The 22,867-nt window shown below is 44.6% G+C and carries 21 protein-coding genes; 14 read left to right on the forward strand and 7 right to left on the reverse strand.

Annotation, left to right across the window (positions count from 1 at the left end; genetic code table 11):
• Positions 1 to 165: 165 nt before the first annotated feature.
• Both fraD and fraC read right to left on the reverse strand, forming a co-directional pair.
• Positions 166 to 1,173, reverse strand: coding sequence for a septal junction protein FraD (gene fraD / locus VF06_RS34795; protein ID WP_099072938.1), 1,008 nt, complete (start codon positions 1,171 to 1,173; stop codon positions 166 to 168).
• A 57-nt stretch (positions 1,174 to 1,230) separates the two neighbouring features.
• Entirely contained in the window at positions 1,231 to 1,773 is a 543-nt protein-coding gene (gene fraC, locus VF06_RS34800; RefSeq protein ID WP_099072937.1) for a filament integrity protein FraC, read from the reverse strand.
• A 639-nt stretch (positions 1,774 to 2,412) separates the two neighbouring features.
• Between fraC and VF06_RS34805 the strand changes: the two genes are divergently transcribed.
• Together VF06_RS34805 and VF06_RS34815 are read left to right on the forward strand one after the other, a co-directional pair.
• Positions 2,413 to 3,777, forward strand: a complete 1,365-nt coding sequence (locus VF06_RS34805; protein WP_099072936.1) for an LLM class flavin-dependent oxidoreductase — start codon at positions 2,413 to 2,415, stop codon at positions 3,775 to 3,777.
• A gap of 237 nt (positions 3,778 to 4,014) precedes the next feature.
• Positions 4,015 to 5,547, forward strand: a complete 1,533-nt coding sequence (locus VF06_RS34815; RefSeq protein ID WP_099072844.1) for an amidohydrolase family protein — start codon at positions 4,015 to 4,017, stop codon at positions 5,545 to 5,547.
• Positions 5,548 to 5,557: 10 nt separating this feature from the next.
• Here the strand turns inward: VF06_RS34815 and VF06_RS43160 are convergent, their stop codons facing one another.
• Positions 5,558 to 5,686, reverse strand: coding sequence for a hypothetical protein (locus VF06_RS43160; RefSeq protein ID WP_257208153.1), 129 nt, complete (start codon positions 5,684 to 5,686; stop codon positions 5,558 to 5,560).
• Positions 5,687 to 5,721: 35 nt separating this feature from the next.
• Between VF06_RS43160 and VF06_RS34820 the strand changes: the two genes are divergently transcribed.
• From VF06_RS34820 to VF06_RS34855, 8 genes are all read left to right on the forward strand, one after another.
• A complete protein-coding gene (locus VF06_RS34820) occupies positions 5,722 to 7,164 on the forward strand; it encodes an NAD(P)-binding domain-containing protein (RefSeq protein WP_099072845.1) in 1,443 nt (480 codons plus the stop codon).
• Positions 7,165 to 7,869, forward strand: coding sequence for a carboxylesterase family protein (locus VF06_RS34825; RefSeq protein ID WP_257208154.1), 705 nt, complete (start codon positions 7,165 to 7,167; stop codon positions 7,867 to 7,869).
• A 7-nt stretch (positions 7,870 to 7,876) separates the two neighbouring features.
• Complete coding sequence (locus VF06_RS43165) at positions 7,877 to 8,002, forward strand: hypothetical protein (RefSeq protein WP_257207729.1); 126 nt, start codon at positions 7,877 to 7,879, stop codon at positions 8,000 to 8,002.
• Complete coding sequence (locus tag VF06_RS34830) at positions 7,983 to 8,981, forward strand: aldo/keto reductase (RefSeq protein ID WP_099072846.1); 999 nt, start codon at positions 7,983 to 7,985, stop codon at positions 8,979 to 8,981. The genes VF06_RS43165 and VF06_RS34830 overlap by 20 nt, the downstream gene beginning before the upstream one ends.
• Before the next feature lie 27 nt (positions 8,982 to 9,008).
• Positions 9,009 to 9,323 (forward strand): hypothetical protein, encoded by a 315-nt coding sequence (locus VF06_RS41680; RefSeq protein ID WP_180267829.1) that lies wholly within the window; start codon positions 9,009 to 9,011, stop codon positions 9,321 to 9,323.
• The gene (locus VF06_RS34840; protein WP_099072848.1) at positions 9,320 to 10,372 is read left to right on the forward strand and encodes an aliphatic sulfonate ABC transporter substrate-binding protein; all 1,053 of its coding nucleotides are present in this window, start codon (positions 9,320 to 9,322) and stop codon (positions 10,370 to 10,372) included. The genes VF06_RS41680 and VF06_RS34840 overlap by 4 nt, the downstream gene beginning before the upstream one ends.
• Positions 10,373 to 10,739: 367 nt before the next feature.
• Positions 10,740 to 12,563 carry an ABC transporter ATP-binding protein gene (locus VF06_RS34850; RefSeq protein WP_099072850.1) on the forward strand — a complete coding sequence of 608 codons (1,824 nt, stop codon included), beginning with the start codon at positions 10,740 to 10,742 and terminating at the stop codon, positions 12,561 to 12,563.
• A 157-nt stretch (positions 12,564 to 12,720) separates the two neighbouring features.
• Positions 12,721 to 13,857, forward strand: coding sequence for a cob(I)yrinic acid a,c-diamide adenosyltransferase (locus VF06_RS34855; RefSeq protein WP_099072852.1), 1,137 nt, complete (start codon positions 12,721 to 12,723; stop codon positions 13,855 to 13,857).
• Here the strand turns inward: VF06_RS34855 and VF06_RS39885 are convergent.
• A complete protein-coding gene (locus tag VF06_RS39885) occupies positions 13,854 to 14,039 on the reverse strand; it encodes a hypothetical protein (protein WP_143874453.1) in 186 nt (61 codons plus the stop codon). The two genes, VF06_RS34855 and VF06_RS39885, sit on opposite strands and share 4 nt — an antisense overlap.
• 28 nt (positions 14,040 to 14,067) lie before the next feature.
• A complete protein-coding gene (locus VF06_RS34860; protein ID WP_099073508.1) occupies positions 14,068 to 15,969 on the reverse strand; it encodes a serine/threonine protein kinase in 1,902 nt (633 codons plus the stop codon).
• A 163-nt stretch (positions 15,970 to 16,132) separates the two neighbouring features.
• Between VF06_RS34860 and VF06_RS34865 the strand changes: the two genes are divergently transcribed.
• The 3 genes from VF06_RS34865 (at position 16,133) to VF06_RS34875 (ending at position 17,704) form a co-directional block, all read left to right on the forward strand.
• Positions 16,133 to 16,621, forward strand: a complete 489-nt coding sequence (locus VF06_RS34865) for a hypothetical protein (RefSeq protein WP_099072255.1) — start codon at positions 16,133 to 16,135, stop codon at positions 16,619 to 16,621.
• A gap of 453 nt (positions 16,622 to 17,074) precedes the next feature.
• The gene (locus tag VF06_RS34870; protein ID WP_099072256.1) at positions 17,075 to 17,362 is read left to right on the forward strand and encodes a type II toxin-antitoxin system Phd/YefM family antitoxin; all 288 of its coding nucleotides are present in this window, start codon (positions 17,075 to 17,077) and stop codon (positions 17,360 to 17,362) included.
• Between the two features lie 9 nt (positions 17,363 to 17,371).
• Positions 17,372 to 17,704 carry a Txe/YoeB family addiction module toxin gene (locus VF06_RS34875; RefSeq protein ID WP_099072257.1) on the forward strand — a complete coding sequence of 111 codons (333 nt, stop codon included), beginning with the start codon at positions 17,372 to 17,374 and terminating at the stop codon, positions 17,702 to 17,704.
• A 292-nt stretch (positions 17,705 to 17,996) separates the two neighbouring features.
• On the opposite strand, the gene VF06_RS34880 is transcribed toward VF06_RS34875, so the two are convergent.
• A complete protein-coding gene (locus VF06_RS34880) occupies positions 17,997 to 18,173 on the reverse strand; it encodes a type II toxin-antitoxin system HicB family antitoxin (RefSeq protein WP_099072258.1) in 177 nt (58 codons plus the stop codon).
• Between the two features lie 95 nt (positions 18,174 to 18,268).
• Here VF06_RS34880 and VF06_RS43170 point away from each other — a divergent pair, with 95 nt between their 5' ends.
• On the forward strand, positions 18,269 to 18,394 hold the full coding sequence (locus VF06_RS43170; RefSeq protein ID WP_257207701.1) for a hypothetical protein: 126 nt from the start codon (positions 18,269 to 18,271) through the stop codon (positions 18,392 to 18,394).
• 90 nt (positions 18,395 to 18,484) lie between these two features.
• Here the strand turns inward: VF06_RS43170 and VF06_RS34885 are convergent, their stop codons facing one another.
• Positions 18,485 to 22,600: a PAS domain-containing protein gene (locus VF06_RS34885; RefSeq protein WP_099072259.1), complete on the reverse strand. Its 4,116-nt coding sequence runs from the start codon at positions 22,598 to 22,600 to the stop codon at positions 18,485 to 18,487.
• Between the last annotated feature and the right edge of the window lie 267 nt (positions 22,601 to 22,867).

Below are 22,867 nucleotides of genomic sequence, written 5' to 3' on the forward strand. Positions count from 1 at the left end.
GGGGAAAGGGGAAGGGGGAAAGGGGAAAGGGGAAAGGGTAAGGGGGAAAGGGTAAGGGGGAAAGGGTAAAGGGGAAAGATTAAATTGATTCCTTTTCCCTTTAACCTTTAACCTTTTCCCCTTCTCCCTCTCCCCTTCTCCCCCTGTCTCCCTCATCCCCACTTTTCACTGCTGCGGAGGTGGTGAACCAGCGATAAATTTATTCAAGCGATCGCATTCAATTTCTCCAACTGTGATTTTATCCCCCGCTTTAATAGTTGCTGCAACCGGTTCAATTCGGCAAGATTTCTTTAAGTAATATCCCCGTGGATTAGAACTCGGCCCTATCCAGATACTTAGCAAATCTAATATATACCCAGACTTAGTATTAGACACACGCGGTTCAACACGCCATAATTCCTTTTCGTCATATTTTACGAGGTTTTTTTGAATTACTCCCCTACCCAAGCTTTCTACTCGCTGTTTTGCATCTAACAACCATTTTTCCACTTCCGACCAAGGTGTTTGTGCTATTTGTTCTTCTACTATTGGTTGAAGTTTATCTAAAACTAAAATTCCATTTGGTGGCGCTTTGGGTGGTTCTTGATTTCGGACAACAAAGGTACTAGTTTTAAAAGTATCTGATTTTAAAGTGGGATATTCTTCTAACCAATTGTCTACTACAAAATAAAACTGAATCCAGCAACTTAGTAACATACTGCTAGCTACTAAAATAATAATTTTTTGGCGGTCTTCCGGCTTAGGAATTTGAGCTTTTGCATCTGTATCAGTTCCCTCAATAAATTCTGGTATTGCCGTAATTAGTGCTGAAATTGTCGGCCAAAACACAATTGTTGTTGGTGTAATCACATCCTTTTGGCTTCCAAATGCAAAAACACTAACTAAAAATCCAGTGATTACCGCACCCACTGGCATAAAAGTGCCAGGAACCCTCAACGGATCTTGTGTTGTATACCAAGCTGTACCAGCAATTAAAAATAGCCAACCAACAAAGGCAATTATATCTTTTATATAACCGATAGCAAAATATGAAACTATCCAAGAAAAAACACTTAAATAAATAAATGTCTGCCAAGAATAAGCTTTAGGAGGAACTAATAGTTTTTTAATTCCTGCGTACAGCCCTTCAACAAACTTGAAAACTCCAAATAAATCTTTAAGTAGTGTATTCATATTTCTCCCTACACCTAATCACTAGCCATACTTTCTATGAATCGGAAAATTATTTTACTACTTTGAACGAAGTAGTAAAATAGCAGTTATCACGCTATAACTCAGAGAATTGCCTATTAATACAGTAGTAACTACATTGGTATTTTGCAGTTTTATATTACTAAAACCGCGCCATTTTTGTCTTTGAAATACTTGAATTTCGTCTTCTTTCTTGGCAAATGGTTCCTTGACTAAAGATAAGAGTAAGACCTTCAAAAGTAAAAATTTAACTATAAAAGTAGCAAAGAAAATTATAAAAGCAGTTAATATTATTAGAGTCTGCGTACCAGCAGATTTAAGATTATTAAAAAACAGATAATTAATCAATTCTGATTTAATAGGTACTGGCAACAATGGTTCGGAAGCAAAAAAAACAGACCAACCAATAACACTAGAAAATAAATTGATAGAAATGGCATAAAAAGTGCTGGTTTTTTTATCAAATTTTAGGCGTTTGTGTAAAACATATGCTTCGATGGGTATGGCAATCAGCACAAATAAAAAGTCAAACAGAATTCCACCAATGGGAAAAATCCTCGGAAGCATCCAATTTTCAGGCATAAAAAGTCAATGGTAACGTTAACTGTAGAGAGTATAACCGGGATAGCGACGGTGATGGGTGAAATTATTCGATTTGTAGAAAGTAGGCACAGCAAACAGTAATCACTTCTCAGTCATCAGTCAACAGTCATCAGTCATCAGTCAACCCCAAGCGATCGCTAAGTTTGCAATACTTAATGTTTGAAACACTAATAATTCGTTTATCATGCAATTGTGATTACCAGTACATCTTTTTTTGTGTGTATTCTGTAAACTGTATCTACCGAGTCAAATTGCTATAGAAATTTATGGTAGTTCGCAAGCGTAGACAGTCGCAGACATCCACAAGCAGCAACACCTCTAGTAGTCTGCCAACCCAAAAATGTTAGGTGGAGGTTGGGTAAAGGTTAAAGGGGAAGGGATAAAAAACATCACTCCCTTTCCCCCTGCCCCTTTACTTTGCCAAGTTGCCTTGGCGTACTACTAGTTCTGGTGTGGTATCAACCTAACCGATAGCATTCCATCATCAGATTCAGTGTTTTTTCATATCTGCTTGAGACATCCCTGACGCAGACATGGAAACTCATTGGCCATACACAAATCAGCGATACCGACCGTAGAGCTAGTGCTAAGGCATTAGTAAAGAAACAGCAAAACATTATGAGCAAAACACGTAAGTTTCGTTTAGGTGCATTTATTCAAGCAACCGGACATCATGTTTCCGCTTGGCGGCATCCCGATTCGCAAGCAGACGCTGGTTTGAATTTCGAGCATTATAAAGAAATTACTCAGACAGCCGAACGTGGTTTGTTCGATGCAGTTTTTCTAGCAGACAGTCCAGGAGTTTGGGGAGGCGCTCCAGAAACTCAAAAACGGAATGGAAAACTTGCCCATTTCGAGCCAGTCACCCTATTTTCAGCTTTATCCTCAGTCACCAAAAACATCGGCTTTATCGCTACAGCCTCCACTACCTATGAAGAACCCTACACACTAGCACGTAAGTTTGCTTCTTTAGACTATCTAAGCAAAGGTCGAGCAGGCTGGAATGTAGTCACCACAGGCAATGAAAATGCCGCTCAAAATTTCGGCCACGACCAACACCCAGAACACAGCCAGCGTTACGAACGTGCTGAAGAGTTTGTGAAAGTAGTCAAAGGACTGTGGGATAGCTGGGAAGACGACGCTTTCATTCGTGACAAAGAATCTGGAATCTATTTCGATCCGGACAAACTGCATATACTCAACCACAAAGGCAAACATTTTTCTGTCAAAGGCCCTTTGAACGTTGGTCGTCCACCCCAAGGCTACCCAGTAATTATCCAGGCTGGAGCTTCAGAAGCCGGACGTGACTTGGCTGCGCGCACTGCCGAAGTTATCTTTACAGCTAATCAAACCCTAGCTGATGCACAGGAATTTTATGCTGATATTAAAGGTAGGCTAGCGAAATACGGGCGTTCTCCAGACGACCTAAAAATAATGCCTGGTGCTTTCCCAATCATCGGTCGTACCGAAGAAGAAGCTCAAGAAAAGTATGAATTTCTGCAATCCTTGATTCACCCAGATGTCGCCTGGGGTATTTTGAAAAACTATTACAAAGGTGTCGATTTATCAAAATATTCTCTAGATGATGTAGCTCCCGAACTACCCACAGACACCAACAACAACAAGAGTCGTCTCAAACTAGTGAGAGATTTAGCAACCCGTGGCACTCTCACACTGCGCCAGTTGTATCTCTCCCTGTCCACCGCCAGAGGACATCGCACCATCCTTGGTACTCCCGAAACCATTGCCGACCAACTAGAAGAATGGTTTAACAACGGTGCCGCAGATGGCTTCAATATCATGCCCCCAATTCTACCTACAGGTTTAGATGATTTCGTTAACCTGGTCGTTCCTGTCCTCCAAAAACGCGGATTATTTCGTACCGAATACGAAGGCAGTACCTTGCGTGAAAACCTCGGATTATCTAGGCCGAGCAATGGTTTTGCCATAAAACAACCAGAAGAAACATTGGTGTTGGCCTAAAGGAATTTCTCACAGATGGTTAAGCCATACCTTTTAAAGCGGAATTTCTGTAGATCCCCACCTTAGTTGGGGGGAAAGGGGAAAAGGGGAAAGGGGAAAAGGGGAAAGGGTAAATTGAATCTTTTTCCTTTCCCAATGCCCGATGCCCAATGCCCAATGCCCGATGCCCAATGCCCAATGCCCAATGCCCAATGCCCAATGACTAATGACCAATTGTAATTTTTGGAAGAAAAAATCATGACTGAATATAGCCGATTAAAGACTTCACAATCTGCTGCAATCAGAGCAACTCTGGATTATCCGGTAATTGATACTGACGTTCATACTAATGATTTCACGCCAGCTTTTGAAGATTACATCGCTAATTATGGCGGTGCGAAACTTGTGGATGAATTACGCAAGGCGGAAGCTTCTCGTCTGAACTCCAAGAGCAATGGTAAAGATTGGTATCAACAAACACCAGAAGAACGCCAGCGTAACCGCACTATTCGATCGCCTTGGTGGGCAAGAGTCACTCGCAATACGTTAGATCTTGCTACTTACACTCTACCGGCATTGCTCTATGAACGTCAGGCCGAACAAGGTTCAGACTATTCGGTATTGTTTCCCAACAATGTCCTAGCACCAGCTGGCGCAAGTCCAGAGAACCGTCAAGCACTGCAACGGGCGGTGAATCACTATCATGCTGATATCTACCGCAAATATAGCGATCGCCTGACGGTGGTAGCCGGTATCCCCATGACTAATCCCCAAGAAGCCATTGAGGAGTTAGAGTTTGCAGTTAAAACACTGGGTCTAAAAGTAGCAAATATTCCTGGTGGTGTGAAACGGCCGATCAAGGCGATCGCTGAAAAATATCCAGCCGATCAATTCCCTGAAATCGCCAAATATGCCTCATATATCGATTTTTACGGCTTAGATAGCGAATATGACTACGATCCATTCTGGGCTAAAGCCGTCGAATTAGGTGTACCCATTACTACCCACTACGGCAGCCAAGGTTGGACTGGACGCTCCTCCATCAGTAACTACATGAACAACCACATCGGTCACTTTGCTGATGGTTCCCAAGCATTTGCCAAAGCATTATTCTTTGGTGGCGTTACCAAACGATTCCCACAATTGCGCGTTGCTATGTTGGAAGGCGGTGCAGACTGGGGTGCCCACGTCTACATTCATTTGGTCGATCGCTTCTCCAAGCGCAGCCTCAAAGGACTGGAAAACTACAATCCAGAACTCACAAATGCTGATGAATTGTTCGAGTTGTTTGAACGTTTTGGTGGCGAAATTACTCAAGGACATTCCCTGAGCAAAGAACAACTGACCAAGAGCGTACTGGGTTCTTCATTCAGCCGTCATAGTCGTCAGCCAGTTGATAGCGAACTCAACGATTTTGGCGCAGCAGGAATTGAAACAATAGAAGACATCCGCGATCGCTGGGTGAACAGCTTCTTCTTTGGTTCCGAGTCCGACGACCGCACCATCGCCGCCGCATTCAATAACAAAGCCAATCCGTTGGGTGTGAAAATCAACGCCATCTACTCCTCAGATGTTGGTCACTGGGATGTACCCGACCTCACCTCCCCCTTGGCTGAAAGCTGGGATTTGGTAAGAGAAGGCGTGATTACCGAAGCCGACTTTAAGTCTTATGTATTCGCTAATCCCTACAAGTTCTACACCGAAGCCAACCCAGACTTCTTTAAGGGAACAGCGATCGAATCCAAAGTTAGTAACATCCACATCCAATCCCAGACCCTAGCGATCGTCTAAAAGGTTTGGATTAGGGATGGAGCATGGGGCATGGGGCATGGGAAGAGGACAAGGTAGACAAGGTAGACAAGGTAGACAAGGTAGCAATCTTTCTCCCCCCTCTCCCCCTCTCCCCCTCCCCATCTCCCCACCTCCCCAATTCAACAAAACCCCGTTTCACCCAGGAAGAGCGATATGACAACGACGACTGACTACGATTTTGGTGCCCGCGAGGCGCTACGCCTATTGGGCCCCGATCCAGAAAACTGGATACCCGATCGCCCAGGCGTTGACTACAATGTCACTATAGTGGGTGGTAGTGGCAGCGGTAGCACCTTTGCATTTGCACTACGGCGTGCTGGCATCGGTGGTGTGACGGTGATTGACGCAGCGGAAGATGAGGTTCATGCAGGCGTATGGCTAACGCGAGCGCGGATGAACAAGCTACGCACGCCCAAGAACTTAGCCGGGCCCGAACTGGGTATTCCAGCCTTATCGTTTCAGGCTTGGTACGAAGCACGACATGGTGTCGAAGCTTACGCGTCCATCGACCGCATCCCCCGCTTGTTATGGGCTGAGTACCTCAGTTGGTATCGGCAAATACTGAATATTCAAGTTCGATATCAGACAAAAATGGTGCGGATAGAGCCACTCGAAGGTTTCTTTCGGCTGCACCTAGAGGTGAATGGTGCGCCACAGACGGAAACTACCCGCAAGATTATCTTTGCTAACGGTGTAGCTGGCACTGGTGGCCCATACATCCCACCAGTCCTAGCGGATCTACCGGGCAGGCTTTATGCCCACACCGCCGATGCCATTGATTTTGCAGCACTGCGTGGTAAAACTGTAGCAGTTATAGGTGCTGCGGCCTCCGCCTTTGATGCGGCAGGGGTGGCACTAGAATCAGGAGCCAAGGCAGTACATTTGTTCGCACGGCGGTCGGCCATCGCATCTGTGCCAGTAATTCGGGCGCGGGGATATCCTGGTGCCTACTACAACTATCCCCAACTACCGGATGCCGCTCGTTGGTTTCAGGCTTGGCGCTTTCGTCAGGCTGGCTCCACACCTCCACCTGATGCCATTGAACGAGTGGTGGCATTCCCAAACTTTCACCTACACCTGTCTGCACCGTGGAGATCCGCCCGTGAAGAAGCAGGCCGCATCGTCGCTCAGGTAAACGAAGATGTTTTCGAGTTTGATTTTGCCATTGCTGGCACAGGCTACTTTGTCAATCCCAGGGTGCGGCCGGAACTGTCTGAGTTTGCCCAGCATATTGCTCTGTGGAGCGATCGCTATCAACCACCCTCCCACCAGCGTAACGATGAACTAGGAACACACCCTTACCTGGGCAGCGCCCACGAATACCAAGAAAAGGTTCCTGGCACAGCACCTTACCTGAAAGACATTCACGTTTTCAACCCTGCCGGTTTCGTCAGCTTCGGCTTGCCCATAGGCGACGTGCCCAGCATCCGGCGCGATGTGCCAGCAGTAGTAACGCGCATCAGCCATGACTTGTTCTTTGCTGATTGGGCGCTGCACGAAGCACGCATCACGAGTGACAACATCGTACCTGACTTCGATGCCTCGCTATACACAACGGCATTGTGGAAACAGCCTGCCGAAGCGGCGGCAATCTAAGTGCTGAGTTATGAGTTTCCAGTCTTTAAGCCCCAAACTTTAGGAGTCACCATCATGCCTGTTGAACAACGCTCTGGTTTATTGCCTTATCTTTTCTCCTCTGTATCTGAAGATACCAACAAACCCGCACCCCTCGTGTTATTTCTGCACGGAGCGCGCGATCGCGGGAACGATCTAAATGTGCTACTCAAATGGGGTTTACCTCGTTTTGTGAATGAATCAAGCCCCTTACCTTACTTGTTTTTAGCGCCCCAACTTCCTGAAGGGCAGACTTGGGTAGAGCGAGAATCAGATGTAATTGCTTTATTAGATAATCTTATTGCCTCGCGGTCTATCGATCCGTCTCGTGTCATCATATCTGGGTTCAGCTTAGGTACGGCTGGAGCATGGCACATCGCTGCTTCTCATCCCAGTCGCTTCGCTGGTTTGGTAGCAGTATCCGGTCGCGTCCCCAAAACCTTAGAAGCCACCCAGCTTGCTGCACTCAAGGAAATTCCCATTCAAATATTCCAAGGTGCTAAAGATGAAAAACTGTCGATTGAAGATACACAGCAGATTGTCGATACCTTGCGCGCACTGGGAGGAATAGTAGATTTTACCGTATTCCCTGAAGGCGATCATTTTATTGCAGATGAAGTCTACAGCGATGCGAAATTGCAACAGTGGTTCATTTCACAAACCCGTCGCGCTTCTGTGGCGGTCTAATTGGGGAATGGGGAGATGGGGAGATGAGGGGGTAGGGGGAGCAGGGGGAGAAAGAATTACCAATGCCCCATGCCCCATGCCCAATGCCCAATCCGTTTTAATAAAAGAACACTATGACATTACCAACAACTAAACTCGGTAAAACTGGATTGACGGTTTCGCGTCTTTGTCTGGGTACTATGACCTTTGGATTGCAGACAGAGGAAGAAATTTCTAGGCAAATTCTGGACACGGCGGCTGATGCTGGAATCAACTTTTTGGATACAGCCGATGTTTATCCCCTTGGTGGTGGAGTTGCCACAGCTGGACGCACCGAAGAAATCATTGGGCGTTGGTTAAAAGGGAAACGCGAACATTTTATTGTGGCTAGTAAGGCTGTAGGTCGGGTTGGCCCTGCACCTTGGGATCAAGGTGCTTCGCGCAAACATATTTTGGATGCCATCGATGCTTCTCTAAGACGACTGCAAACTGATTATATTGACTTGTATCAATTGCACTCCGATGATGCTTCGACCCCCCTTGATGAAACTCTAGAAGCGTTAGATACGATAGTTCGTGCTGGGAAGGTGCGCTATATCGGGGTTTCTAACTTTTTAGCTTATCGGCTCAGCCGTGCTTTGGGTCGTGCGGAAGTACGTAATTTAACTCGTTTCGTATCGATTCAGCCCCGCTATAACCTACTGTTCCGGGAAATTGAGCGGGAATTATTGCCCCTGGCGCAAGAAGAAGGACTGGGTGTAATTCCATACAATCCCTTAGCAGGGGGTTTACTTAGTGGTAAACACAATTTCGCTCAAGGCCCCACCACAGGTACGCGTTTCACCTTGGGTGCAGCCGCAGAACGTTATCAAGAACGCTACTGGCGCGATCGCGAGTTTAATACTGTGGAAGAATTACGCACAGTGGCTGAGTTTTCAGGTTTATCCTTGACTACCTTAGCCATAGCTTGGGTTTTAGCCAATCCAATTATCACCGCCCCGATTGTTGGTGCTAGCCGTCCAGAACAACTTGCTGAAACCCTTAAGGCTGTGGAAGTCAAACTCGATGACAACTTGAAACAAAAATTAGATAACCTCACGGCCGAATATCGCAGGGGAGATTCTCTGCGTTAAGGAAGGGGAGATGAGGGAGATGGGGAGATGGGGAGGTGGGGAGGTGGGGAGCAGGGGAAAAGGTTAAAGGTTAAAGGGAAAAGGAATCAATTTAATCTTTACCCTTTACCCCGGTTGGTGAGCTTGCCTGTCCTGAGCTTTGTCGTTGGCGTTGGCGTTGGCGTTGGCGTTGGCGAAGCCTCTCGTAGAGAAGCCTCTCGTAGAGAAGCCTCTCGTAGAGAAGGGTCGAACCATACCCCTTTCCCCTTTCCCCTTTCCCCTTTCCCCTTTCCCCTTTCCCCATGCCCCATGCCCCATGCCCAATGCCCAAATATTAAAATTTCAAATGGTTTTAACGTATGATTAAACGCCGTCGTTTTCTCAATGTTGCTACATCAGGTATATCTGGTTTTTCTCTGGCCTATCTGTTAGGAAGTTGCAGCCAACAAAGCCAACAAAATATATTAAATAGCGCTGGCAATAGTGCAACTTCCCTTGGTATTAAAAGCAAGGTTCTTCGCATGGGGTATCAGAGTGCAGGGGATCTTGTGAGAAATCGCAAAGTGTTAGAGAAACGCTTGGAACCGTTGGGAATTAAAGTGGAATGGGCACAATTTGTCCAAGGCCCCCAACTTATGGAAGGAATGGCTGCGGGAAGAGTTGATATCGGATCGGTGGGGGAAACGCCGCCAATTTTTGCCCAAGTTGCTGGGTCAGATTTGGTTTATGTCGTTGGCACGCAAAGAAATAAAAGAACAGGAACAAGTAGTGTTATTGCTGTACCTCCAGAGTCTCCGCTGAAAAAATTTGAGGAGATTAAGGGGCAAGAAGTTTATTTTCAAAAAGGCTCTGCATCTCACTATTTTATTCTTAGAGCTTTGCAGTCAATTGGCTTGACAATTAAAGATATTAAAATCAAAAGTATACCGACTATTGAAGCGCGTGCTGCTTTTATTGAAGGTAAAATTCCTGTTTGGATGACAGGAGATCCACATTATGCCATTGCCCAAAAACTGGGTCGAATTCGTGTCCTTAGAGATTCTGTTGGTCTAGATTCTCCTGGTGGTTATTATATTGCTGATAGGAAGTTTGCCGAACAAAATCCAGGATTACTAAAAATTATCATTGAGGAACTTCATGGCCTTGATAAATGGGCAGATGTAAATCGCAATGAAGTTAAAAAATTGATGATTACTGAACAAAAACTTGATGAAGATGTGGCGGAAAAGGTAATGTCTCGTCGGACTTTCGTTGGACGCAGAGGCCTTAGTACTGCACTCATCGCAGAACAACAACGTGTGGCGGATTTGTTCTTTGAACAGGGTGTCATTCCCAAGAAAATTAACATTCAAGATGCCTTACTTCCGCCTGATTTATATGCGGCAATTACACCTGCTGAAATTATGGTTTAGAAACTCTACCAGAAGTCAGGAGTCAGAAGTCAGAATTCAGAAGTCAGAAGTCAGGAGTCAGAATTCAGAAGTCAGAAGTCAGAAGTCAGAAGTCAGAAGTCAGAAGTCAGAATTTAGAATTCAGAATTCAGAAGTCAGAATTCAGAATCCAGAATTCAGGAATAAAACACATTTTCTATGTGGCGATCAAACGAATGATTGTCTAGGGAATTCCAAGAAATAAATTATTCTGCTGAAAATTGTTGACGGTTGACGGCTCACAGTTAACTGTCAACTGTCAACAACGAACAAACGTCATAGGGCGGCGAAGAAAGCCGTCCATTTTTGTCTGATAGAACAGCTTGCTACTACTAGAAGAACGAATTTTATGATCAAAAAAGTTAGACTGTCCAAATCTTTTCAACGTGCTGCTGATGCGCCAAATTTACCTAATACTCCATTCAGGTTTGTTTGTTATTTTGTTAACCAATTCCGCTGGTGGTATCTGGCAATGGTAGTACTGGAGACAATCCATGCAACCTGTGGTATTATGCTGCCCTATGCCATTGGCGAGATCATTCGCAGCGTGGCGCGATCGACTGGCGATACTAAGCCTGTTCTTGATGCCATTGCCCAACCGCTAATGCTGTTCACTGCTTTAAGTGTGGGTGAGGTGATATTTGGGCGTTCGGCTGGACTTTTGCAGACTATTCTCCATCCCATCCACCGACAGCACATTGTCCGCTCTCTATATGCCTATTTACAACATCATTCGCATCGCTATCTGAGTAGTAGTTTTGCGGGAGCATTGGCGCATCGCATCGGCGAAACCTCTTTGGGTGTCACCCAGACGATGCAAATGCTGATTACTGAATTTATGTCTTTGATTATCGTGTATGGCGTCTCCACGATATTGCTGTATCGCGTCTATCCTCCCCTGGCTGCATTTGTCGGTGTGTGGGCAGTTCTGTTCGTCACTATTTCCTTCTGGTTGGCTACTCGCTGCCGAATTTACTCCCGGAGAGCCGCAGCAGCAAGGAGTGACACCACTGGGATCATTGTAGATGCGGTGACAAATCTCAGCAGTAGCCGCTTGTTTGCTCGTCTGGATTTTGAACGACGCTATTTGAACGAGCAATTAAAACATGAAATCAAGGAGGTGAGAAAATCCAACTGGTACTCGGAGCGAATTCGCTGGTTTCAGTTCATCTCAGCGGCCATTCTCAAAATTGGTACTCTGTATTATTCACTTTCCCTTTGGAGTCAAGGACTGATTGCTGCTGCTGACTTTGTTGTGGCAACTAGTTTATCACTATTAATTATCAGTGAAGCCCGCAATTTAAGCCGACGCTTTATAGAATTTTTTGAACATATCGGCAATGTGGCTAATGGTGTCTCGGTAATTGTTCAACCCCATGAATTAATCGATCGCGAAAAAGCGATCGCTCATCCCATCACCCAAGGTAAAATTGAGTTCCGGCAAGTGTATTTCAGCTACTCTGCTGGCAAACAAGTCTTTGAAAACCTCTCCATCACCATCCAACCAGGCCAACGTGTAGGCTTGGTGGGCTTTTCCGGCTCTGGAAAATCTACCTTTGTGAATTTAATTTTGCGTCTTTTTGACTCACAATCAGGGCAAATTCTCATTGATGGCGTCGATATTCGAGATATGACTCAGAATGCCCTGCACGCTCAAATCAGCTTAATTCCCCAAGATCCGTCACTGTTCCATCGCACATTAATAGAAAATATTCGTTACGGACGCATAGATGCAACCGATGAGGAAGTGATTGAAGCAGCACGCAAAGCCTACGCTCACGATTTCATCGCCCAAATGAAGGAAGGTTACAATTCTTTGGTGGGCGAACGCGGTGTAAAATTGTCTGGAGGGCAAAGACAGCGGATTGCCATTGCACGGGTAATCCTCAAAGACGCCCCGATTCTGATTCTAGATGAAGCTACCTCTAGTCTCGATTCCATCACTGAAAAAGCAATTCAAGATACCCTAGACTCAGCAATGGATGGCAAAACCGTGATAGTGGTAGCCCATCGCCTGTCTACCATTTCCCATCTAGACAGAATTTTGGTCTTCGACCAAGGTCGGATTATCGAAGATGGCCCTCACGCCAAACTCCTGGCCAAGCGCGGTGCTTACTACAGACTATGGAAAATGCAGGCGGGTGGATTCTTGCCTGTGGAAGCGAGTAAGTAGGTAGGGGAATGGGGCATGGGGCATGGGGCATGGGGCATGGGGAGGAATCAATTTAATCTTTACCCCTTACCCCTTACCCTTTACCCCTTTCCCCTTTCCCTTTCCCCATGCCCCATGCCCCATGCCCAAACAGTGCTATATTATAACTTTTCAAGAAATGATCAGGAACGGTATCGGTATTCGCACGGCGCAAGTGCGTCAGGAACGGCTTGTTGGTCAAATTCATGTCTATGATGGTGCGGGGAAAGGTAAGTCTCAGGCGGCTTTAGGGGTGGTTTTGCGTTCCATTGGGTTGGGAATTAATGCACCTACTAATTCCAATCGGGTTTTACTACTGCGGTTTTTAAAGGGGCCTGAGCGTGATTATGATGAAGATGGAGCGATCGCTGCTTTGCAACGTGGTTTTCCTCATTTAATTGACCAGGTTCGCACTGGCAGGGCAGAATTTTTTGGCCCCGAAGAAATTACTGCTTTTGATAAAGAGGAAGCGGCGCGCGGTTGGGATGTCGCCAAGGGTGCCATAGCTAGCGGTTTATATTCAGTTGTGGTTTTGGATGAAATTAACCCTGTACTGGATTTGGGTTTGCTACCAGTGGATGAAGTGGTGCGGACATTAAAATCCAAACCCCAAGAGTTAGAAATCATTGCCACCGGACGGGCTGCACCACAAAAGTTGCTCGATATTGCAGATTTACACTCAGAAATGAAACCCCACCACCACCCAACTGCTAAAGCACTTTTACTTAATGGTATTGAAATTTATACTGGTGCTGGTAAGGGAAAATCCACGAGTGCCTTGGGCAAAGCTTTACAGGCAATTGGTAGAGGAATTAATCACCCTGGTTCTACCCGTGTATTAATTATGCAATGGCTCAAAGGTGGTAGTGGTTATACGGAAGATGCGGCGATCGCTGCTTTGCAACAATCATATCCAGAAGTGGTAGATCATCAACGCTGCGGTCGAGATGCAATTGTTTGGCGGAATTCTCGGCAAGAATTAGACTACATAGAAGCCGAACGCGGTTGGGAAATTGCCAAAGTTGCCATCGCTTCTGGATTATATAAAACAATTATTCTCGATGAACTCAATCCCACAGTAGACCTAGAACTACTCCCAGTTGAACCCATTGTCCAAGCTTTGCTCCGCAAACCCCGCGACACTGAAATTATTATCACTGGTCGCTGTCAAAATCAACCAACATACTTTGATTTAGCCAGCGTTCACTCAGAAGTTTACTGCCACAAACACTATGCAAATCAAGGCGTAGAACTAAAACGAGGAGTGGATTTTTAATAGGTTGTCGTAATTGGGTATTGGGCATGGGGTATTGGGCATGGGGCATTGGGCATGGGGCATGGGGCATGGGGCATGGGGAAAGGGAAAGGGGAAAGGGGTAAAGGGTAAAGATTAAATTGATTCCTTTTCCCTTTTACCTTTAACCTTTTCCCCATCCCCCCATCCCCCCATCCCCCCATCCCCCCGTTCTACAACGCCCATTTTTCTTTACTCTGTGGCTTTGGAACTCTTTGTAGTGTCAGATTGTTTAGTATCGGTAACTTGTTTTTGAGGATTTTTCTGATTAACTTGACTATCTATTTTTTCTAGTGCTTGTTTTGCCAAATTTTCAGCAGCTTGTTTAAATAAGGGTTCTATTTTATTTCGCCAATATTGAGTATTAGGCAATTTTTCTGGATGGTTTTTGTAATCTAAAACTTTATCCCATTGACCGGATTCTAATGCTTGATTAATATCATTAAATAATGCATTGGCTTTTGTCCAATCTTCTTGCCACTGGTTGATAACTTTGCGGGTTTCTTGGATATCAGAAGCGGCTGTTGTGGGAATTGATTTTAAAAGTGCGATCGCTCCAACTACATCTCCAGAATCATACTTCTTTTTTGCTTGTTCTAAAATTTGGGTACTGTTTTCATTAGGCTGTGATTTGGCATTATCAGAAGTTGACGAATTTGATTTTTCTGACGATAAAATTACTACATCTTTAGATTTGGGTTTGACTTGAGGAAGTGGTCGAGTAGTAATTAAGGTACTATCGTCTACGATTTTAGTGGCAATGCCTTTTTCTCGCAGGCAAGAAGTCCATTCTCCTTTATTGGCTACTACATCTTGGTGTGCCCAAGCCGAATTTCCAGATTTCAGCTTCACTTCTATCCAACCTCGTTTTGTCTGCTTGCCAGTTACCTCGAAGCTGGTATTGTTACCAACAGTTTGCACAATGTTACCAGAATTAATGGAACTAGGTTCAGAACGGATATTAGAATTTCCCACGACAATGGCAGAGCATTTGTTTGCTAAAGTGCGATCGCTACCTGTAAAGTTAGCTGCTAAATTTTTCACATTGGGATATACATTTGCTACCAAAGCAGCAGCACCTCCCGCCAACAATATGCCAATTAATATTGGCCAGGGATCGGATTTGCTAGTCTGATGCACAGGTCTAGGGGGGACATGATTTGCTGGCGCAACTGCTAGAGTGTGCTGGCGAGATACTACTTGGCGTCGGGGTTTGGTTGCTTGGGTACTGAAATTTTTTCCAGCTTCTTGGGGTCTGGAAATTGCAATTACAGGATTAATCGCATTTTGACATGCTTGCAATGCTTCCGTGGCAGTTTGGTAACGGTCTTTGAAGTGATAACGCACCATCTTTGCCAACACTGCTGCTAGTCGTGGGTTGACAGTTACAGAATGCCGCCAGATGATTTCCCCTGTTTCTGGATCTTCCTGTAATTCTGTTGCTGGCAATCCTGTTAATGCTTGAATGGCAATGATTCCCAAGGAATAAATATCACTGTTGGGGCGTGGTTTACCTTGCCCTTGTTCTGTGGGCATATAGCCAGGAGTACCGATAACCACTGTGGCAGAACCTTGTCCGCCGACTGTCACCATTTGGGTACGCAGTTGCTTAACTGCCCCAAAGTCTACCAAAACAAATTTATTATCTGAGGTGCGACGGATAATATTATCTGGTTTGATGTCGCGGTGAATCACACCTTGCTGATGGACAAATTCCAGAATCGCCAGAACTTCCTGCAACAGTTGAATTACTTGGCTTTCACTCCAGCGCTTACCAGGTAAAAGTTCCTCAGCTAGGGTGTGTCCTTCAACATATTCTTGTACTAAATAGAATTCTTGGTTTTCGTCAAAGTAAGCCAGTAGCCTTGGTATTTGGTCGTGGTTACCAAGTTTTTCCAAGGTTTCGGCTTCGCTATTGAACAGACGTTTAGCAGTAGCAAAAACTCTGGGGTCAGTTCCGGGCTTGAGGTGCTTGACAACGCAAACAGGGTTACCTGGCCGCCTAGTATCTTCAGCAATGTATGTTTGACCAAATCCTCCCGTCGCCAGGACTCGAATTATTTGGTAACGATGATCTAGTAACTTGCCTATCATATTCCCTCCCCAGAGTTATCACCGAAATTTTCCGCTAGTAATAAATATCTCCAAATTTTCTTCCATGAAATCCGCTATCTTGAAAAAAGATTTAGATTAAAAACGCAGCTTTTTAATAAACGCAGACTGTTTATTTCTCTTTTAGTGCCCCTGTTGATTACCAATGCCACCTAAAATAACAAACCCAGTTGCATGGCGTCAGGCTGAAATCCTCATGCAACCTGCTTTCATTCGCGTTATCGACAATATCCGCAAACAGCTTGATGAGTCTTCGTGGACGGGAACTTACCATGATGTCCTGATTTGGCCGCCTAACACCACTGATGAAATCAAAGCGTTGGTGACTGAACTGTTGCAAGCAATGGAAACTGCAACGCCCCAAGAAGCAGATGAAATCAGACAGACTCTAACTCGCCTACCAATGCCCCATCCAGGATATCATTTACTTTTGCAGCGTCAACAGCAGCAAGCGAGTATAGATTTGTGGGAGTTGTGTTATCAAGTATGTTTTATTGAATACAACCCTGAAAAGGAAGCGGCTAATATTGATACTAGTTTGATTGATGAATTCAATGAAGTCGATTGGCTGCGTTTAGATGCTAAAACAAAGCAGTTAGTTGAAGAAGCGTTTGCCACTTTACCTGATAGTTGAAGCTCTGAAAGTAGAATTCTGGGACTATAGAAATGAAACCCACTTACCCTTCACGAACAGCAAGGGTAAGCGGTGGATTAATGAGGTAAGGCGATGGCGTTTTCTTCAAGCAGCACAATCTTCATTTTTATTAATAAATTTATTATTGACTGGGACAATATATCTGATGATACTAATATACCTTTTTAAGTAAGTCCATAAATATAAGCAGCTTATTTAAAGGAATATGAAAAGCGATTCATATGAATAAAATACTCATTTTCATAAGAAAATGAGGACGTAAAAGCTTTATAGTTAACTTATACCAATTCTCTATGAAAATGTGCCTAATTATTTTAGAATGTAGCGAATTAATTTCAGCGTACTTTTACGTTGAAAAAATCTCATATTTGGCGCAGCTTTATAAAGAAACGATATCATACTAAAGTCCAATAAGTGACTTAAGAACTCAAAATGCCTAACCAAATAAACTACACCGAAGCGTGCAATAATTTTGACAAAATTTATGAAGAGGCAATTAGCAGCCGCGAACCTGTAGTGGTAAATCGTGAAGGTGCTGAAAGTGTATCCGTAATTCCGACTGCTGAACTTAATAGCATTATAGAAACGGCATATTTGTTTCAATCGCCGGAAAATGCAGCACGACTTCTAGATGCTTTACAACGTGTTAAGGCTAAGACTAATCAACCCCAGTCTATAGACGAACTCCGCAAGAAATTTGGACTTGAGAAAGAAGAGTAAATAAATTTAATGTCTTCAGATAATTTAGAATCAGAAGCCTTTTCTCAAGCTGAAGTTTTTCAAGAAGATAATTTAGAACGCGACCTCGTTTTTGACCGGAGATTTCTGGAAGACCTTACCTACTGGGTAGAAACAAATAGAAAAACTGCACTCCGGGTTTTATCTTTAGTTGAAGAGATTAGGCGCAATCCTTTTGAAGGATCTGGTAACCCAGAAAAATTGAAGTATCAATATGCAAATGTCTGGTCGCGCCGAATTAATCAAGCTGACCGTATTGTTTATGTAGTTACTGACAACAGACTTGAGTTTATTCAAGCTCGATATCATTATAGCGATCGCTAATTTCATGTCATCTCCAAAAACCGCGATCGCCATCAATCACCGTTATCATTGTCATAACGATAACTTTAGTTTCATTTACAAACTCATCCTTTTGTTGACCACAGCTTTAGGAATATTTACAAACTCATGCTTTTGTTGACGAAACACTTTAGTTTCATTGACAAACTCATGCTTTTAGTCACCATCGCTTTAAACTAATTAACGAAATCGCACTGTCGATCGGATATTTACTGCCTGTACTCCAGTCGTTTGCTAATTTAAGCGATCGCTTCAGTCAAGATCCTTTTCAAACTTACTTTGCGCTGACAATTGTAGCTACAGGTGGTTCAAAATGCAGCGCCAAAGCTTCACTAAGATTTGTTAATGCCTCAGCTTCACTCTCGCCTTGGCTAGCAATATCAATCTCTAAGCACTGTGCCACAAACCAGTTACCTTCTTGCCATACACTTGCAGTAAAAGTTCGTTTCATCAGTTTTTATAGTTAGACACTTTATTTTGATTTGATTATACAGTTAGAAGAAAACCTGGGGTACATTGAAGCCGCAAACCCTTATTTGCTAAGATTTGCAGTGCGACAACATTGAAACAGGGCAATTGGTCATCATGCCAACATCTACAATTGACAATCAAGATGCAGCTGCTATCCAAGCTGCTAGAGTTGGAGTTGCAATCTGCGATCGCACCGCTTAGGGACGCATCAAAGTAAAACAATGGTAGTGGCGTGACAAGACTACATTTATTGACATCTACGTATGACGTTTTTTTAGGTTGAGCTACTTATCATCCAGTCCCTTGCCTTAATAGCTGAACAATTTCTTTTAGCAATTGTTGTGGTTCTATGGGTTTAGTGATGTGTCGTTGAAATCCTGCTTCCAAAGCTTTTTGTTGGTTAAAGTCTCCTGCATAGGCTGTCAGAGCGATCGCTTTTATCTGCCGTCCTTGTTGTGGTAGCAATGCTTCTACTTGCTGGATTAGCATGTAGCCATCGGTTTCCGGCATTCCAATGTCGCTGAGTAAAACATCACAATGGAATTGCCTGAGGATTGTAATTGCTTCACTAGCACAAGAAACGGCTATTACCCTTGCCCCCGCCTGTTGCAATACAAAATTCACCAAGTCTCGTGTATCAGTATCATCATCGACTACTAAAACTTGGATACCTTTCAAATCAAGGGAGAGTTCTGATAATTCAACTTGATTAACTGTTGGCTGAGTCGGCATCAGAGGCAGTCTGACTGTGAAGGTCGCTCCTAAACCGTCTCCTGGGCTATCTGCTTGCACGGTTCCACCGTGGAGTTCAAGCAAATGCCGGACGATGGCTAACCCCAGTCCTAATCCTCCAAATTTGCGGGTAGTTGTGCCATCTTCCTGGCGAAAATACTCAAATACATGGGGTAAAAACTCAGGAGTAATGCCTTTGCCGTTATCACTAACCGTAATTTGAGCGTAATGGTCAATTTTTTCTAATTGCACCTCTACCCGTCCCTCATTGGGTGTAAATTTTACAGCATTGGAAAGCAAGTTCCACACTACTTGCTGTAAGCGGGTCAAGTCGCCTAAAACCAGCCCGATTTCGGGATCTAGCCTTGTGTGTATCTCAATTGACTTGGCTTCTGCCGCCAGTCGCACTGTTTCCATCGCCCCTTGAATGGTTGATGCTAGATTAACTGGGCTAATGGTTAGACTGAGCTTGCCCCGTATAATTCGAGAAACATCAAGTAAATCTTCAATCAGTCCAGATTGGAGTTTAGCATTGCGCTCAATGGTTGCCAGAGCTTGTTTTGTTCTGGCCTCATCGAGTTTGGTATTTTGTAGGAGCTTTGACCAACCAAGAATCGGGTTCAAGGGCGATCGCAATTCGTGGGATAATACTGCCAAAAATTCATCTTTAATGCGATTGGCAGCTTCGGCTTGTTCCCTTGCAGTTTGTTCGCGCTCTAGTAACATCTGACGCTCTTGGGCTGCTTGCTTGCGTTCAGTAATGTTCTCCACAAAGATAACGATCCCACCAATCTCACCACCACTGGCATACCAAGGAAGAATTTCCCAACGCAACCACTGGGCTGAACCATCATGGCGCAGGAAATAATCCTCTTCACAGCGCTCAGTTGCTCCCGCTAGACATCGTTGATGAACCAGTCGCCAGCGTTGGGGAATGTCTCCGATCGCCTCATAATGGCATAAACCTTTCAAATCGGTGTAGCCTGAAGCATATTCATGCATCCAACGCTGACTAGCAAACAGATAACGCATTTCTCGATCCAGCATTGCCACTGCAACTGGAGTATGTTCAATGAACTTTTGTAGCGTTTCATTGGCTGACTGCACTCTTGCTAAAAGCTGTTCTCGTTCTACTTCAGCTTGTTTGCGATCGGTTACTTCACTTGTAGTTCCAAACCATTCTATGATTTCATTTTGTGCATCCAGCAGCGGAATTGCACGGGAGAATGTCCAGCCCACTGTACCATCCAATTTAATGACTCGGTGTTCTAGCTCAAAGATGCTTTTAGTGCGGATGGCTTCGTGGATGACCGCCAGTACCTGGGATCGATCCTCTGGGAGAATATACCTTTCCAGCCATATAGAACTTGGATTCTCGGTGCTGGCAAGGAAATCTTTACCTTCTAGGTGACGCATCTCGCTCCAATCTGCGTTCATTTTATACACCAAGTCTGAACTAGCAGTGACGAATAGGCGGAACTGTTCTTCTGATTCGCGTAGGGCTGCTTCGGTGCGGATGCGCTCGGTAATGTTGAGAAATCCTCCTATTACAGCTGTGACCCTGCCTCCATCGTCGTGTAAAGGGGATGCATAACAGAGGAGTTTGATGACGCTGCCATCGGGATGCACGATATCTAAAACTTTTTCTCTCACCTCAGTGTTATGGATAGCAGCATACTGCATCGGCAATTGTTCAAGGGCTACTTCCCCTCCCTTTTTGAAAATGCCATCAGCAGGACGTTGTTCCAGAGGGGCCCATTGGGAAGCGTTTGCATCAACGGGAACTGGAAGAATCCTCGAAAGGCAGGCATTATATCGAATCTTTTTACACTCGACATCTTCAGCGATCGCAATTCCAACAGGTAGCAGATCGAACAAGACTTGTAGCTCATGGATGCGGTGGGTAAGAGTCTGATTGAGGGTCTGAATTTCTGCTTCTGCTAATTTGCTATCGGTTACTTCAAGTACAAAAATTGTCAGTCCATTGGGCGAGGGATAAACCCGATACTTAAACCAACGATTCCAAGGCGAATAAAGATATTCAAACTGGAGAGGCGTTTGTTCGCGCATTGCTTGATGAAATTGAACGTAAATCTCTGTTTCAATTGCATCAGGAAATAATTCCCAACTGTTGTAACCGAGCAGTTCTTCTCGCCGCTTTTCCAGCATTTCACATAATCGATTGTTGGCGTAGGTAAAGCGCCAGTTGACATCGAGTGTAAAAAAACCATCGCCGATCCTCGATAAAATGCTTTCCACAGCTTCCCTAGCTGTTTCTGCTTCAAGGCGGAGTGTCTGTTGTTGCTGAGTTGCTTCTCGTGGCAGTTGTGCCAGTTTCAAGGTTGCTTCCACCCCCGTCAGATCGGGGGCACAGGAGCAAAGGGGTACAGGAGAAGACTTACCCTCTGCTTTCCTCCTCCCTTGTTCTCTTGCTACTTCCGGTAGGCAGTGCCAGGGTTCCTCAACATAGTGTGTGGCTGCCATTGCCGTCGATGTGAGCGTGTGAGTTGGGCTAATGCCATTGCACGGGTTCTGGTCTGAAGGGTTGACTAACAAATCTTCCATTGGATTCAGCATGAGTGTTGAGGGGATGGGAAACTCATGGCTGATGTTACTGAAAAACAGGGTTTTTACTCGGTCTAGTTCTGCCAGGGCTTCGGCACGTTTGCGTTGTGCTTCGTATGCTTTGGTATTGGCCATCGCTGTGGTCACATGGCTGGCAACCAAATCGAAAAATCCTCGGTACTCGTCATCCAATGACTGCCAAGGACTAATCCCAACTACTAGTAACCCAGCTAATTGCTGTGTTTGGCCGCATTTAGTAAGTGGCATTACTAAGGCACTATGAGCTGACTGCCAAGCACCTCCAGGTAATTCACCAAAACGCACCCTTAAATCCTCAACCAACTGAGTTTCTCTGGTTTGGTTCACTTGCGATAGATGCCACAAATCATTAGCCTGAGTTAAATTCACTTGCTGAGGACTAGCAATGCTTCCCAGTTGAATACTAGTTGTTGTGCTAACTAAACGCGCTTGGCTGCCATCTGGTTCTACCAGGTATAACAAAGCAAAAGGAATATCGTCAGTATTGCCAGACAAGGTAGCTATGGCTAGGTGACAAGCTTCTTCAACTGTCTTGGCTTCTATTGTACTGGTATTTAATTCTCGCAGCGTCCGCAGCTGACGTTCTCCGATGACCTGCTTTGTAGTTTCCATGACAGCACAAAAGATGCCGCCAATTTTGCCAGTTTCATCACGCGCAGGATTAAAGGAGAAGGTGAAGTAGGCTGCTTCTAGATAGCCATTACGATCTATAATTAACTGCAAATTCTCACACCAAGTCGATTCACCTGTGGCCAGAACGCTATCAGCCAGCGGCCCCACCACATCCCACACCTCTGTCCAACAGTCTTTAGCTGACTGTCCTAAAAATTGAGGATGCTTGCTAGTACCAAGAATCGGACGATACGCATCATTATAAAGGTTGGCATACTCACACCCCCACCAAAGGAACATGGGGTAGCAAGAACTCATTAAAATGCTAATTGAGGTTTTCAAGCTCTGTGCCCAATCCGATATCGGCCCCAGTGGCGTTTGCGACCAGTCGAGCGATCGCATCAGTACCGCCATCTCACTGTCGCCAACAATCATATTTTCAGAAAACTTAGAGTTCATCACATTCCAAGTGACAGATCTTACAATCAAGCAAATGGCAATTGATAGAGCTAGAACTACCCTTTTTTTAGCTAGAGTAATTGCGTATTATCGCACAATATTTAATACGTATAATAGTTTCCTTAGGATTTTCTAATATTGAAGATATTAAGTTAATCTATCTCCAGATGGATTGTTCCCAAACTTAAAGAAACGCCAAGAATCAAGGTAAAAAGACTGCAATTGTTTAGCAAAAGGATTGTTTTACCAAATTGCAACAGCTAAGAA

It is taken from the genome of Nostoc linckia z4, assembly GCF_002608075.1.
Taxonomy (GTDB): Bacteria; Cyanobacteriota; Cyanobacteriia; order Cyanobacteriales; family Nostocaceae; genus Nostoc; species Nostoc linckia.